12 protein-coding genes and 1 other RNA gene are annotated in these 14,231 nt (G+C 40.5%); 4 read left to right on the plus strand and 9 right to left on the minus strand.

The window, feature by feature from the left end:
* Positions 1 to 18: 18 nt before the first annotated feature.
* From CVS84_RS05755 to typA, 6 genes are all read right to left on the minus strand, one after another.
* The gene (locus CVS84_RS05755) at positions 19 to 2,460 is read right to left on the minus strand and encodes a molybdopterin-dependent oxidoreductase (RefSeq protein WP_107691538.1); all 2,442 of its coding nucleotides are present in this window, start codon (positions 2,458 to 2,460) and stop codon (positions 19 to 21) included.
* Positions 2,461 to 2,480: 20 nt separating this feature from the next.
* A complete protein-coding gene (locus CVS84_RS05760) occupies positions 2,481 to 3,050 on the minus strand; it encodes a hypothetical protein (RefSeq protein WP_103576662.1) in 570 nt (189 codons plus the stop codon).
* Between the two features lie 427 nt (positions 3,051 to 3,477).
* On the minus strand, positions 3,478 to 4,167 hold the full coding sequence (locus CVS84_RS05765) for a tetratricopeptide repeat protein (RefSeq protein ID WP_107691539.1): 690 nt from the start codon (positions 4,165 to 4,167) through the stop codon (positions 3,478 to 3,480).
* Between the two features lie 19 nt (positions 4,168 to 4,186).
* Positions 4,187 to 5,086, minus strand: coding sequence for a pyrroline-5-carboxylate reductase (gene proC, locus CVS84_RS05770; RefSeq protein WP_107691540.1), 900 nt, complete (start codon positions 5,084 to 5,086; stop codon positions 4,187 to 4,189).
* Complete coding sequence (locus CVS84_RS05775; protein WP_107691541.1) at positions 5,083 to 5,712, minus strand: hypothetical protein; 630 nt, start codon at positions 5,710 to 5,712, stop codon at positions 5,083 to 5,085. Before CVS84_RS05775 ends, proC begins: the two co-directional genes overlap by 4 nt.
* A 259-nt stretch (positions 5,713 to 5,971) precedes the next feature.
* Positions 5,972 to 7,774: a translational GTPase TypA gene (gene typA, locus CVS84_RS05780; protein WP_072595308.1), complete on the minus strand. Its 1,803-nt coding sequence runs from the start codon at positions 7,772 to 7,774 to the stop codon at positions 5,972 to 5,974.
* A gap of 161 nt (positions 7,775 to 7,935) precedes the next feature.
* On the opposite strand from typA, the gene CVS84_RS05785 reads away from it, so the two are divergent.
* The 3 genes from CVS84_RS05785 to CVS84_RS05795 are packed head-to-tail and all read left to right on the plus strand — an operon-like array spanning position 7,936 to position 11,659.
* Positions 7,936 to 9,336, plus strand: a complete 1,401-nt coding sequence (locus CVS84_RS05785; protein ID WP_107691542.1) for a flagellar hook-length control protein FliK — start codon at positions 7,936 to 7,938, stop codon at positions 9,334 to 9,336.
* Between the two features lie 8 nt (positions 9,337 to 9,344).
* Positions 9,345 to 10,052, plus strand: a complete 708-nt coding sequence (locus CVS84_RS05790; RefSeq protein ID WP_021090228.1) for a flagellar basal body rod modification protein — start codon at positions 9,345 to 9,347, stop codon at positions 10,050 to 10,052.
* 5 nt (positions 10,053 to 10,057) lie between these two features.
* Entirely contained in the window at positions 10,058 to 11,659 is a 1,602-nt protein-coding gene (locus CVS84_RS05795) for a flagellar hook protein FlgE (protein WP_199906116.1), read from the plus strand.
* 45 nt (positions 11,660 to 11,704) lie between these two features.
* Here the strand turns inward: CVS84_RS05795 and CVS84_RS05800 are convergent, their stop codons facing one another.
* Positions 11,705 to 12,130: a hypothetical protein gene (locus CVS84_RS05800; protein ID WP_107691543.1), complete on the minus strand. Its 426-nt coding sequence runs from the start codon at positions 12,128 to 12,130 to the stop codon at positions 11,705 to 11,707.
* Between the two features lie 113 nt (positions 12,131 to 12,243).
* Between CVS84_RS05800 and ffs the strand changes: the two genes are divergently transcribed.
* Positions 12,244 to 12,341, plus strand: an RNA gene (gene ffs / locus CVS84_RS05805) — signal recognition particle sRNA small type.
* Here the strand turns inward: ffs and CVS84_RS05810 are convergent.
* Entirely contained in the window at positions 12,328 to 13,563 is a 1,236-nt protein-coding gene (locus tag CVS84_RS05810; protein ID WP_107691544.1) for an HD domain-containing protein, read from the minus strand. The genes ffs and CVS84_RS05810 overlap by 14 nt on opposite strands.
* Positions 13,563 to 14,222, minus strand: coding sequence for a preQ(1) synthase (gene queF / locus CVS84_RS05815; RefSeq protein ID WP_234411909.1), 660 nt, complete (start codon positions 14,220 to 14,222; stop codon positions 13,563 to 13,565). Before queF ends, CVS84_RS05810 begins: the two co-directional genes overlap by 1 nt.
* Positions 14,223 to 14,231 lie beyond the last annotated feature (9 nt).

A 14,231-nucleotide genomic window follows, 5' to 3' on the forward strand; every position in this document is an offset into this window, starting at 1 on the left:
GCTAAATTTATATAAATTCTACAAAGATTGTAAAATTTTTGGTTTAGAAAATGCGGTGATCGGCTTGATCTCGCCTTTATATTTTTCAAGATCAGCTAGTATCGTATGTCCGCAGTTACTTTGAGCGATGCTAGATGTGCCTTTGTCACGAGTAAGGACATTTATGCAACCGTGCTTGCAAAGGCTTCTTTCACCAAGCACTTCAGGGTCATACCATGCACCTTCGCAAATAGCGATAACATGCTCTGGGATGATGTCAGTGACAAGCGCTCCTACTAAAATTTCACCTCTATCGTTAAAAACTCTCACCACATCACCAGTTGCGATGCCTTTTTTCTTAGCGTCATTTATGTTTATTAACATTGGCTCTCTTGCGCTCACTTCAGCGTAGTTTCTGATTATTGAGTTATTTAGCTGAGAGTGCAAGCGGTATCTTGAGTGTGGGGTTGTGATGCTAAATGGATATTTCTTAGCTTTTTCACTGCCAAGCCACTCAAACGGCTCGATCCAAGCAAAGTGTGGAGCAAAGTCTTTGTAGCCAAATTTAGCAATAGTTGGAGAGTATATCTCTATCTTGCCTGATGGCGTGCCAAGGCGATTTTTGTGTGGATTTTCTCTAAATGCACTAAGCCTTGTGTAGTATTTTGTCTCTTCATTGTCTTTGTCAAATTTGACATAGCCCTCTTTCCAAAACTCATCAAAGCTTGGCATTTTAAGATCTAGTGCTTTGGCTTGTTCCACCGCATCTGCGTAAAATTCTTTTGCCCAGCCAAGCTCATCTTTACCCTCAGTAAAGACCTCTTCTCTACCCCAGCGTTTGCAAATTTGTGAGCATATCCAGTAGTCGCTTCTACTTTCGCCCATTGGCTCAACTACTGGTTTGTATGCCACGATGTATTCGCTTGATGGGACACTTTGGTTGATGTCATTTCTCTCGACTTCTAGTGCCACTGGTAAGACGATATCACTTAATTTAGCTGTACTTGTCCAAAATGGCTCAGCTGTGATAACAGTATCAAATTTACGCCATGCTTTTACGGCATTATTTACGTCCTGATGCCTTGTAAACATCGATCCAGACGCCATGTAAGCCACTCTCATGTGTGGAAGTTTGATCTTAGAGCCATCATAATCTATCTCTTTGCCAGGATTTTGCAAAGCTTCGATTGATCTTGAAGATGGGATGGTTACGTTTTTAAATTTCTTCCATGGAGCACCATCTACGTTTTCATATTTCTCGCTTATCCTAGTGCTGATACCTTTTAGAGCAGGTGCTATCTTATCAGTGCTGCCGTTTCCGTAGTAGAGGTTAAACTCAAATCCAAGACCCTCTTTACCGATGTGGCCAAGCATCGCACTAAGAGTTACGATACCCCAAAAGCCCATCTCGCCGTGATCTTGTCTTTGAAGAGATCTGCCAGCGATAATAGTGCTTGGCTCTTTTGCAAGCACTGTTGCAAATTTAGCGATATCTTCAGCTTTTACACCGCAAATTTTACTAGCCCAGTTGATATCTTTTACCACTTTGTCGGTTGTACCAAGCAGATAGTCTTTAAATTTATTAAAACCAACTGTGTATTTTTTTATAAATTCCTCATCATAAAGCTTGTTTTCATATAGGTAGTGGCACATGCCAAGCATCATTGCTACGTCAGTGTTTGGACGAACGATGATAGCTTCAGAGCCAAGGTATCTTGTGGTGTCGTTTTTAAAGACGCAAACGCTATAAGTTTTTATGCCTGCCTCTTTTATCTTTTTGATGCCAAGATAGCCATCGTGTGTTGGTGGCTGCCATGAAATTTGACCAGTTACAAGCGGATCAGTACCCCAAAATACAATGTTTTTAGCATTTTTAACCATAGCTTCCCATTTTGTAGGAGCGTCATAAACCGCACTATTTCCAAGAACATGAGGCATGATGACAAGGCCAGCTCCAGTTGAGTAGTCGCCGCTCTCTTCGACGTATCCGCCAAGCACTTTTAGCATCCTGTGACCAACAGTTCTGCCCCAGCTGATCTTACCACTACCGCCCCACCAGTAGCACTCGCCGTAGATGCTCTCAGGGCCATATTTGTCAAAATTTTCTTTTAAGGCTCTTGCAGCAAGGTCAAGTGCTGTATCCCAGCTAACACGTACAAATTCTTCTTTGCCACGAAGCTCACTTTTTGCTGCGCCTTTTGCCTTTAAGTAGCTTTTTCTTACGTACGGATAGAGTACGCGACTTTCATTTTGGATGAGATCTGGCAAGCTATTATTCATTGTATTTGGAAATTTATCGCCCTCAAATGGATCAACGGAGACGATTTGATTTGAGTTGGTATTTGCCCAAAATAGACCAAATCTATTTGCTCCAAAAGTTTTGTTTTGGTCAAAAATAGTTTTTGTCACGCCCTCTATCTTGTTTGCCTGCGCTGCAGTGGCTGCAAGTGCAGAAAATTTTATGAAATCTCGTCTTTTCATATTTTCTCCCTTATGAAAATTTATTTTACTTTTTTGGCATTGTGTTGTAAGTATTTGAGCACTAAATTTAGGTCAGTTTCATCTAGTGCTACAAATTTCGCATCGACCATTCCAGCTAAATTTGCTGGCCACTGAGCCGCTGTAAAGCTATTTGGCTCATGAAGTCTATGACACGCAGAGCAGGTCTCTTCATAAATTTGTTGTGCTTTTACGTAAAGCTTTTTTGTGTCGCCACCAAGTGCGTCATTTGGCACTTCGTAAACACCCTCTGCTTGGTACCAAACCTCGCCGTAGTCGTCTTCAAGGTCTTTTACTTTTTTGAAATTTGCCTCACTCTCGTCATTAAAAGCTACAAAAACTTCAGGATCTTCTACGCTTCTTTGAAGCTGGGCTAAGTAGTTTGCCGATACGACGCCACTAACCTTGATCTTACTCGTTTTATCACCTTTTTCGACGACTTCAACTGGTGTTAAAACCTCGATCTTTCCTATCATCTTGCCATCTAGCGTTATATTGGCATCTTTTGCGATGACATCGGCACTAAAAGCAAGACTACATGCTAAGACAGGGGCTAAAAATAGCATTTTCATGTTGCAATCCTTAAAAATAAAATTTAAAAAAATCTTATAACCTAATGGCTTAAAATTACATTGTTATATTTAGCTTTATTTAAGAAAGTTAATATTCATTTTTATTAAAAATAAGATTTGGCAGAAAATTTATCAATGAGTTTTATTGGATGGCTTAATTGCTGAAGGTATAAGTAAAATTTTTCTAGCTTACAAGCTCTGTAAAAATTTTAATTATGGATCTAGTGAAGTAAAAATTTAACCTTACTTCACTAGCTACTATAAAAAAGTATGGCAAAGCTTTTATAAACTTAAAAACATAAATTAGTAAACTTCTTACAGAATTCAAAAACATACTAAAAGTTACTACTCTACATTGCTAGCTATGTTAAGACTTTCTAGAGTTTTATCGTTTTAAAATTTTTTATCAAAACGCCTTATTATCAATTTAACAGCTTTGCTTATCGCCTAGCTCGCACGCCTTTTTTCGCATTTGCCTTGCCTTTTTCGCGTCTTTTTTTACTTGCTCGTATCTGTTTTCGTTGAAATTTCCCTCGTACAGCCACGCCGCTCGCGCACAGCCGCCTACGTAGCCTAGCTTACACGAGCGCTCGTAATACTCCATCATCTCGCCTATATCGCCTCCCGTTCGCTCTATCATCCAGCCCACGTTGTAGCATCCGGGAGCGTATTTTTTGTTACATAGGGTATTGTTTATCGCAAACGACTGCACCTCGTCGCCCAGCTCTTCTTGCATAAAATTTGCCAGCGCCAAGCAACCCGGCAAATACTCGTAAAGGACGCAGCTAGCCTTGTAATACGCGCTAATCTTGGTCTCGCGCTCGCTCTTGTCCGCAGCTTTTGCTAGATTATTTTTATAAAGTTCGCCAAGGTAAAAGCAGCCCTCGCCGTCTCCTTTGGCGCAAGCTAGGCTAAATAGCCCCTCCGCCGCGCCGTAGTCTTGCTTTAAGTTAGCCGCTACCATGCCTGCTTGCACGCACTCTTTGGTGGCGTTTAGGTCGGGATTTTTGCATTTTTTGAGCTTTTCTAGCGTATCTGCGGCTAGCAATGGCGAAAGACCAGGCTCGCTAGCGAATAAATTTATCGCCGCAAATAGCGCAAACAATAAATTTTTCATTTTTATCCTTTAAATTTACCTAACCCCGCGCTTTGGCGATGCAAGCGGCGACGGCATCCATCAAGGCGCCGCGAAATCCGCCCTTTTCAAGCGCGGCAAGTCCCTCGATTGTGGTTCCCGCGGGCGAGCAGACCTCGTCTTTTAGCGCGGCCGGGTGCTTGCCGCTTTGGATCAGACGCGCCGTCCCTTCTACGGCTGCCGCAACGGCGTCGTAGCAAAGCTGTCTAGGCAGTCCGCCCCGCACGCCGGCATCGGCCGCAGCCTCGATAAAGGCGCACGCATACGCGGGCAGGCTTCCCGCGACGCCCGTAAATGCGGCAAAACCGGTCTCGTCTATCTCGTAAATTTTACCGATTTTAGCGATTATCTCGCGCACGGTCTTGCGCGCTTCATCGCTAAAACCCGCATCAAAGCAAAGAGCCGTGGCCGACGCTCCGATGCTAGCTGCGACGTTTGGCATCGCGCGAGCGATATAAACGCCCTCGCCAGCGATTTGCCTAGCGCGCTTTATGTCAAAACCCGGCGCCAAAAGAAGCAAAATTTTGCCCGCAAGCTCGGGCGCGATCAGGCGCAAGATAGCCTCGTAGCTAGCGGGTTTAGTAGCCAGCACGACCGCATCCGCTTCGCGCGCTAGATCCGTTTCGTTCGCGGCTATTTTTATGCCAAATCTTTGCCGCAAGGCTTCGTTTTTGCTTCTAGCACAGGCTATGATTTCAAATTTCGCCTCTTTTTCATATTCGCGCTGACTCGCGTTTTTATCCGTTTGCGCTAAATTTTCCGCCCTTTGCATCTCGCTGCCGCCTAATTTTTGCTCGTCCTCGGCCGAGCTTGCCCCGTCGGGTTGCGCGCGCCAAAGCGCCTCTATCATCGCGCCGCCCATATTTCCGCCGCCGATGAAGCCTATTTTTACGTTTTTCATTTCGCCGTCTTTTTTAGAGTGCCGATTTTGACCGCCTTGCCGGCAAGCGCCTCGCGCATCGCCGCACTATCCGCCCAAATAGCGCCCGTAACCTGCCCGGGCATCAAGGTATAAACGCCGCCCGTCTGCACCTCGTCGCTAGCCTTAAAGTCGTTGCCCACGACCAGCTCATAGACGTCCTTCGTGTCGTTTTCAAATTTGATCGCCGCTTTTAGCGTCGGCGCTTCGCCCTGTTTTGCCGCGCCCGCATACTGCTCGAGCATGTTTTTGCTAAGCTTGCCGTAGACGCCACCGTCTGGGCTTAGATATATCCGCACGGCGCGCTTGTCCGAGTTTTTGCCGCCCTTTTCGCCCTTGCCGGCGCTAACGCTCATCTCGTAGGCGGTTTCTCCCGTCGGAAAATCCTTAAATTTAGCGTCCGGGACGAAAATGCGAACGTTGTCCGTTACCGTCTTCGTTTCGTGCGTCTGCGGCGTTATGCCAGTTAGCACGATCGTGGATTTCACGTCCGCGCTCTTGTCCAAAACAAGCGCCGAGATCGGCATGCGCGTGAGCAAGGTCGTCTCATAGCAACCGCTAAAAATAAACGCCGCGGCAAGAGCTAAGATAAATTTTAGTTTTTTCATCGGTTTCCTTTAAATTTTCGCCGATTCTAGCATAAACTAAGCATTTTTGTATTGATTATATTAAAAGTAAAAATAGAAAAGTAAGTATGGTATTTTAAAGCATAAATAGTTTTAAGATTGATAAATTTTAATCGTCTTAAACAAAGCCAACTTAAATAAATAATGCAAAAAAATATGAGAAATTTATAGAAATTTATTTGCTATTTTTAGAGTTCAATTATTAGCCCCTTTACAAAGGGGCTAAAATGATAAAATTTGATTAAAGTTTTGCTTTTCTTTTACGCTCTGTTGGGTCTAAATAGCGCTTGCGAACGCGGATATTTATAGGCGTAACCTCGACTAGCTCGTCATCTTCTATCCACTCTAGCGCGCGCTCAAGGCTTAGCTTTCTAGGTGGCACTAGCTTGATCGCATCGTCGCTACCGCTTGCACGCACGTTTGTTAGGTTTTTGCCCTTGATAGGATTTACGTCAAGGTCGTTTGGACGGCTGTGCTCGCCGATGATCATACCCACATAGACTTTTGCTTGCGGATCAAGGAAAAGCACACCACGATCTTGCAAGTTAAATAGCGAATAAGCAAGCGTTACGCCGTTTTCCATCGAAACTAAAGCACCATTTGTTCTATGCTCGACGGTACCGCTAAGTGGTCTAAACTCCAAAAAGCTGTGGTTCATAACGCCCTCGCCCTTTGTGTCAGTTAAAAACTGACTTCTAAAGCCGATAAGTCCGCGCGCTGGAATCTCAAACTCGATCCTTGTTTGGCCATCGCCTGTTGGGTTCATAGAGACCATTTCAGCCTTTCTTTTGCCTAGTTTTTCTATGACTGTGCCTGTCGTATCATCAGGTGCATCGATTACCAAAAGCTCATATGGCTCGCATTTTACGCCGTTTATCTCTTTTACGATGACCTCAGGTCTGCCAAGTAAAAACTCATAACCCTCTCGGCGCATATTTTCAGCCAAAATAGTAATCTGAAGCTCACCACGGCCACTTACTTTAAATTTGCCCTCGCCGATGTTTTCGTATTTCATCGCGATATTTGTCTTCATCTCGTTTGCAAGGCGCTCATCGATCTTGTTTGATGTGACGTGTTTGCCTTCAGTGCCTGCTAGTGGGCCGTCATTTACAGAAAATACAACGCTAAGTGTTGGTTCTTCGATGTGGAGAGGATCTAGTGGATGAGGGTTGTTTGGATCAACAACGCTATCACCAACGTCAAGCGCATCAAAGCCAGCGATCGCTACGATGTCGCCAGTACCAGCTTCGTTAATATCGGTTCTTTCAAGACCCATAAAACCAATTAACTTTGAAATTCTACCAGTTGTCTTTGTGCCATCAGCCTTTGCAAGCATGACATTTTGGTTTTTAGATATCTTGCCGTTAAAAATTCTCGCAATACCGATCTTACCGACGTAATTATCATAATCAAGCGTGAAAACTTGAAGCTGAAGTGGGTTTTCATCACTACCGCTTGGAGCTGGCACATGAGCCAAGATAGTCTCAAAAAGTGGCTGCATATCTTTGTTTTCATCGCTTAGTTTTAGCTTTGCGTAGCCATTTTTAGCAGCGGCATAAACGACTGGAAATTCTAGCTGCTCGTCATTTGCGTCAAGTGCGACAAAAAGGTCAAAAATTTCATTTATAACGCGGTCTGGATCACCTGCTGGTTTATCTATCTTATTTACAACGACGATTGGACGAAGCCCTAGTGAGAGTGCCTTTTTGACGACGAATTTAGTTTGTGGCATAACGCCCTCTTGCGCATCAACAAGTAGTAAAACGCCATCAACCATCTTAAGAACACGCTCAACCTCACCACCAAAGTCGGCGTGGCCTGGGGTGTCAATGATGTTGATCTTTGTATCTTTGTAACGAATGGCGGTGTTTTTAGAAAGAATCGTGATGCCACGCTCTCTTTCGATGTCGTTACTATCCATTACACGCTCGCCAAGGTTTTGATGCTCGTTAAATGTTCCTGACTGTTTCAAAAGCTCATCAACCATTGTTGTTTTACCGTGGTCGACGTGTGCGATAACGGCTATATTTCGTATCTTTTCCAAATTTTTCTCCGTTTATTAGTTTGCTATTTTTCGTTTGTCAGTTTTAAAATAGGGGCAGATTATAGCCAAATTTTTATAAATTTTAAGCTGATATCAAGAAATTAATTTTTGGAATAGATTTTGCATGTTTGGCATTAAGTTTAAAAATTTGAAAGGTTTAAATGCAAGCTTATACAGCGAAAAACAACGTAGATTTGCTGGCTCCTGCTGGGAATAAAAAACCGTCTGTTTCTAAAAAATCTCAAAACAACGGCGAATTTTTGTCGATGGTTTTAGATGCAGCTGCGAGCAAGGCAAATAGCGGCCAAAAAATCACTGAAAAAGATGTCAAAGAGATAGTAAAAACGGTTACCACTCAAAAAGAGACACTGCAAAAAGCACAAAGCGAAAGCGCGGCAAAAATTTCAACCGCACTTGAAGAAAATTTGGACGAAAACACAAAAAATGAGCTTTATGAAAATGCAAATTTCATGCAGCTTTTGCAAGTTTTAGAAATTCTAAACGGCAATGAAAAAGTAAGTAAATTTCCAAATTTCAGCGACAAAATAGCGAATTTTTTAAGTGTGCCTGAAAACGTTGAAGAGCTTAGCAATGTTAAAAGCGTTAGCGATCTTATCGACCTTGCTAAGAAATTTGACCTCGGCCTTGAAAATATAGAAATTTCAAACGAAGATGTGCCAAAACTAAATGAGATGTTTAAAAATTTAGGCAAGAAAGAATTTTTCACACCGATAAAGACCGAAGAGAAGCCTTTTTACCTAAAAGAGCTAAAAAATGAGGTCGAGCAAACCATCATTAAAAATGAGCCAAAAGAGGTCGTAAAGCTTGATACTTTGTTAAAAGAGGTAGTGGTAAATCCAACTAATGAAGTTAAAAATTTAGTAAAAGAAGAGCCTAAAAAGCTAGATAGCGAAGTAAAGCTTGATGATGAGATAGTGGATGTTGAGCCAGAGGAGCAGCCAAAAGAGCCAAAAGTAAAGGTAAATTTACAAGAGCAAAAGGCGCAAAAAACTCCAACTCTCGAGTCACTACTCTTCCCTGAAAGAGAACAACAAAAAAATGAGAATTTAGAGAGCAAAGAGACATTTAATAGCGATAATAAATCAGAACTAAATCAAATGGTAAAAGATATCGCTAGTAGTGCTAAACACCAGCTTCAAACAAAGGCTGAGATAAAAGAGACGCTTAGTAACTTCTCTTCTACGCTAAAAGAGCAGGTGCAAAATTACAAAGCTCCGATCACTCGTTTTAACATAACGCTTAATCCACTAAATTTAGGCGAGGTTGAGATCACGATGGTAAATCGTGGCAATAACTTACATGTAAATTTTAACTCAACCACGGCTACTATGAATTTATTTTTACAAAATCAAGCCGAGTTTAAAAATAGCCTTGTAAATATGGGATTTACCGAGCTTGAGATGAATTTCTCAGATCAAAATCAAAGACAAGATAAAAAAGAACAAGCAAAGAATAAATACAGTTCAAATCAAAGCGATGAGAGCGAAAACACTCAAGCGGAACAAAGCTTACTTGAGCTAGTAATACCAAGATATATTTAGGAGAGATCATGGCTTCAGTTTCAGATATAACTACACAAACAACACAACAAAAAAATGCCGAGAAAAAGGCAAAAGCAAAGCAAGATGCGGCAGCTGGTACAGGAACTAATCCAAATGCACAGCTAGATAAAGATGCATTTATGAAGTTACTTTTAACAGAGCTTCAGTATCAAGACCCAACAAGTCCTATGGATACTGAAAAGATGCTCACACAAACTAGCCAACTAGCATCACTAGAGATGCAACAAAATACAAACTCAGCTATGAAAGAGCTTGTAAATCAATTAAAATCAAATGCAAATGCCTACGCTATATCAGCTCTTGGCAAAATGGTCTCAACTGGTTCAAACTCAGTTTTACTAACAGATGAGCAAAAAACTGTAAATTTTGCACTTTATTTTAAATCAGATCTTGCAAATGGTAAGCTTGAAATTAAAAATGCAAATGGAGAGGTCGTTCGTTCAATCGATATAAAAGATCTAAAATCAGGAGTTCGCAGAATATCTTGGGATGGCAAAGATGATTCTGGAAAACAATTACCAAACGGCGCATATACAGTATCTGTTAATTACACTGGAAAAGATGGTAATTCATACAAGACTCAAGTAGGTAGCTATCCAGTCGAAGCAGTAAAATTTGTAGATGGCAAAGCCATGATAAAAATCGCAGGCGAATATGTCCCAATGGATAAAATATCTGAATTTTACGAAGGATAAAAGCCATGATGAGAGGTTTTTACAACGGAATTAGTGGCATTAAAACACAAAGCTTTGGCATGGATGTTTGGGCAAATAATATTTCAAATATCAACAACGTAGGTTTTAAAGCTTCAATCCCTGAGTTTAAAAATTTAATCAATCAACATATGGCTTCTGCTGGAAGTGGTCCAACTAACAATCAAGTAGGTCTTGGAGCTACAAAACAAACAACAGCTTTAAAGATGACAAATGGTAGTTTTCAAAATACCGATAATAACTTTGACCTAGCCATAGGCGGTAAAGGCTTTTTTGGTGTCGTTGATAAAAACGGCAAAAACTACTATACAAGAACAGGTAGCTTTGATATAGACGCGGCTGGAAATTTAGTAGACAATAAAGGTAACCTGCTTCTTGGTACATTAACAAGTTTTACTCCAGTCACCCCAAGTGCTAATGCTCTTAGAAAATATGGTCAAACAAAAGGTACCACGCAGGCATTTACTGCAAAAGAAGAGGATCTAAAACTAGGCGATACTGGCTCACAAAAAGGCATAAATTTACCTCATTTTTTATTTATGCCAGCCAAGCAAACAAAAAATATAGATTTTAAAGGCAATCTAAACTCAAGTCTAATAACAAATAGACAAACAACAGCCATTGATGCGGCAAATTTTAATTATACGCTTGATAATACAAATAAAACTATCTCGCTAAATGGACAAATCCCACTAAGCCAGACAAACTTTGGTGCAAAAGCAGGCGATAGCGTAGTGGTAAAAGTAAAAGACGGCGATGGTAAATTTAGTGAGTTTTCAACCACACTAGAGAGCGATGGCAGCTGGCATATAAACAATAAAAGCCTAAAATTTATGGATTTTGCTAATTTAGATGTAAAGGCTGAAATTACGTCACTAGTTGAAGTGGCCAACAAAGAAAAACTAAGTTCAGAGATATATAACAGTGATGGTACAAAGAGCTTAGTAACTATAAATTTTACAAAGCAAATCCCTCAAGGTGGCAACCAAACTACATGGAATGCTACAGCTACGATAACTGATGCTAATGGTGTTGTACAAAATACAGCTATGGGAACACTTACTTTTGATGGTAGCGGCAGGCTTGTTACAAATACATTAACAAGCGTTGGAAACGTGGCTTTAAATTTTCTTGGCGATGGGGATGCAAATGTCTATAATGGCATAACAAGCTCGGCTAATTCAAAAAAAGACTTTGTCATAAAAGCAGATGGCTACGCCGAAGGAAATCTCTCAAAATATAGCGTCGATGATCGTGGAAATATTATGGCAAATTTTGACAATTCTCGCTCATTTATAGTTGCAAAAATAGCTCTATATCACTTCCAAAATGAGCAAGGCGTATCAAAAGTGGGTGACAATCTCTATGAAGCAACTCCAAATTCAGGTGAAGCATTTTTTTATAAAAATAAAGCTGGTGAGACCATTTATGGCTCACAAATTCTTGCAAATAAACTTGAAATGAGTAATGTCGATCTTGGTCAAGCGCTAAGTGAGGTTATCGTTACGCAAAAGGCTTATGAGGCTAGTGCAAAAAGTATCACAACAAGCGACGAGATGATTCAGACTGCTATTCAGATGAAGAAATAATTTTTATGCTAGTTGATGATTAAAAATTTAAAATGAATGATAATTTTAAGAATAGAGTTTAACTTCGTTTATTAAAAACTCATAAACTCTTTGTTGCACTAAAATTTCTTCCTCACAGCCACTCATCAAGCGACGAAGATGAGAAAAATCTATTTTTTTGGCGTATCTTTTGTGATCTTTTAGGTCTTTATCAATGCTTAAAAGTAGTGCATCAAGTGTGATTCTATCGTTTCTTTTAACTCTTACTACATACTCTTTAACAGTTTGGATCAAAAAGTCTTTTCTTGTTTGGTCATTTTCATAAATTTCACTTACGATGTCGTTTAAAACGTAAAAATCATCTTCGTCTGGGTCAAATTTAGCTGAAATCATAGCAGCAAAAATTTTTGCACGAAACTCTAAAGACTTGTGGTGATAAATGAAAAAATCCCTAAAAGCCGATAAAAAACGAAGTTTGATTTTTCCTGGCATTGCCCTACTTTTCGTGAAATTTATGTGAGATTATATACTCTTAAAGCTAAATTTTTAAAAATGTAACTATAAAACAAAATTTAAGTATAGTTTCTGTATGATTGCGAAGCTCCTTCTTAGACCTGTGCAATGCTTTTTATGAGCACCGCTTCAGGGTGGGAACACAGCAGAGCACTTATATTAAGTGTGTGCCGCAGTTATCTGAGAGGGGGTCTTTCTAAACCAAAATGCTCATTAAAATCATCGCAAATTTCTAAAAAATCTACTCCGTCAATCTTAGGTTTTTCACTAAAAAATTTATACATATTATTAAAGCCATCAGTTAGCTCTTTTGACTTGACGCCGTAGCTTATAGAAATTCCGGCTTCTATGTAAGCTGAGAGCTTGTCGCAGTATTTTAGCGCTTTGCCGTCTATTGGGTTAAATTTATCCTCATTTACATTTTCCATTGTACCTTCATGGCAGATGATCTTGCACTCATATGTTCTATTTTCAAACTCATCTTTTATAAATTTCTCGCCATCTTTTCTGATGCCAAGGATGTAGCTAAACTCATCTTTGATCTTTTCAGGCACAAATGGCAAAATCCTCTCATCGATAAGCCTCATCTCATACTCGCTGATGATCTCATTTAGCCCCTTTACGCCGTACTTTACAGGGCTAATGATGTCGCGTGTGAGGCTCTCTGGTAGGTCGTGAAATAGTGCGCAAAAGAAGTTATTTTCTAGGCGTTTTTTGCAAGCTTTTGCTTTTAGCGAATAAAAATAGCTAAGTATCGCAACTACTAGCATATGTCCTAAGACCGCAGTTTCAGGGATGCGAGGCGTTTGCGCCCAGCGCTTTTGAAACCTTAGCCTACCGCTTAGATCAACTAAGCGGGCTAATTTTTGATTCATAGCGATCTTTCTAACACCAATTAGCTCATAATAATCCTCCATCTCCTCTTCAACCTTCGCCTTAAGCTCGTCGATATCGCTTAAAAATTGGCTCGTTTGATAGACGATAGAAAATTCCCACCTCGTGGCAAGATAGCTCGCTGCTTTTAGTATAAGGCGCTCTTTTTCGTGAGTTTTATCATTTTTAAAGTGGTTTTTAAATCTCTCTAAAAATTTGCCATCTTCGATTTCTGAAATCAGCCCCTCTAGGTTGCTTAAGACCCAGCTATTTATCTGTTCTTTTTTTGTCTTTTGTATGTGATGAAAGACATCTGGTCGTATGTCTGTGACTACAACCCTACTTAAAAACTCAAAAATTCCAGCCTCAATGATATAGTTCATATCGGCGTCTTGCTCTTGTTTTGCAATGAAATAAGCGATGATAAATTTATGAGCCTGCTTGTCAAGCTCAACTAAATTTGCCATCTTTGGATAGTCGTTCCAACGTGATATAGATGCTGCTTTAAAGATATGTTCTATAAGCTTAGCACTTATCATTATTTATCCTTTTTGACTACTTTTGGCTTCTTATCATCTGCGTAGCTTATCTTTCTAAAGCCCTCTTTGTTTGAGCTTCTTCTTGGTTTGTCATCTTTTTGAAATTTATCATCTCTGCCACCTCTGCTGCCACCAGCTCTACTGCTGCCCCTGCTACTGCCACGATCACTCGTACTACGTCTTTCACGTGGCTTATCACCAAAGCTACTTCTCTCTCTAGTTCTTGGAGTAAATTCTTTCTCCTCAACTGGCTTTTTCACCACTAGATCAGAGCTGATCTCGATAACTGTATGGACATTTCCACGTGGGTTAAAGTCACCAACTATCTTCATAAATTTAGGCTCAAGTTTTTTCTCTAAAACAGAGTAAATTTCATTTATACTATCTTCGTGGCTGATGTTGCGGTTCATAAAGCTATTTATATAAAGCTTTATCGCTTTTAGCTCAACAACAAGCTTGTTTGGTATATACTCAAGATATATCGTCGCAAAGTCAGGATAACCAGAGCGAGGGCAAAGGCAACAAAATTCAGGCAGAGTGATCTTTATGACATAGTCCCTTGTTTGCTTATTTTCCCAGACCTCAAGGTCACTCTCCACGTCAAATTCTTTCAAAATTTTCTCGCCGTATTTCATCTCTATCTCTAGCTCTTCGCTCATTCTTTATCC

This window comes from Campylobacter concisus, from assembly GCF_003048575.1.
GTDB lineage: Bacteria > Campylobacterota > Campylobacteria > Campylobacterales > Campylobacteraceae > Campylobacter_A > Campylobacter_A concisus_U.

Bases quoted from the DNA above. Each gene is read 5' to 3' on its own strand.
- CVS84_RS05755 (WP_107691538.1), bottom strand. From the start codon at position 2,460: ATGAAAAGACGAGATTTCATAAAATTTTCTGCACTTGCAGCCACTGCA.
- CVS84_RS05760 (WP_103576662.1), bottom strand. From the start codon at position 3,050: ATGAAAATGCTATTTTTAGCCCCTGTCTTAGCATGTAGTCTTGCTTTT.
- CVS84_RS05765 (WP_107691539.1), bottom strand. From the start codon at position 4,167: ATGAAAAATTTATTGTTTGCGCTATTTGCGGCGATAAATTTATTCGCT.
- proC (WP_107691540.1), bottom strand. From the start codon at position 5,086: ATGAAAAACGTAAAAATAGGCTTCATCGGCGGCGGAAATATGGGCGGC.
- CVS84_RS05775 (WP_107691541.1), bottom strand. From the start codon at position 5,712: ATGAAAAAACTAAAATTTATCTTAGCTCTTGCCGCGGCGTTTATTTTT.
- CVS84_RS05785 (WP_107691542.1), top strand. From the start codon at position 7,936: ATGCAAGCTTATACAGCGAAAAACAACGTAGATTTGCTGGCTCCTGCT.
- CVS84_RS05790 (WP_021090228.1), top strand. From the start codon at position 9,345: ATGGCTTCAGTTTCAGATATAACTACACAAACAACACAACAAAAAAAT.
- CVS84_RS05795 (WP_199906116.1), top strand. From the start codon at position 10,058: ATGATGAGAGGTTTTTACAACGGAATTAGTGGCATTAAAACACAAAGC.
- CVS84_RS05800 (WP_107691543.1), bottom strand. From the start codon at position 12,130: ATGCCAGGAAAAATCAAACTTCGTTTTTTATCGGCTTTTAGGGATTTT.
- CVS84_RS05810 (WP_107691544.1), bottom strand. From the start codon at position 13,563: ATGATAAGTGCTAAGCTTATAGAACATATCTTTAAAGCAGCATCTATA.
- queF (WP_234411909.1), bottom strand. From the start codon at position 14,222: ATGAGCGAAGAGCTAGAGATAGAGATGAAATACGGCGAGAAAATTTTG.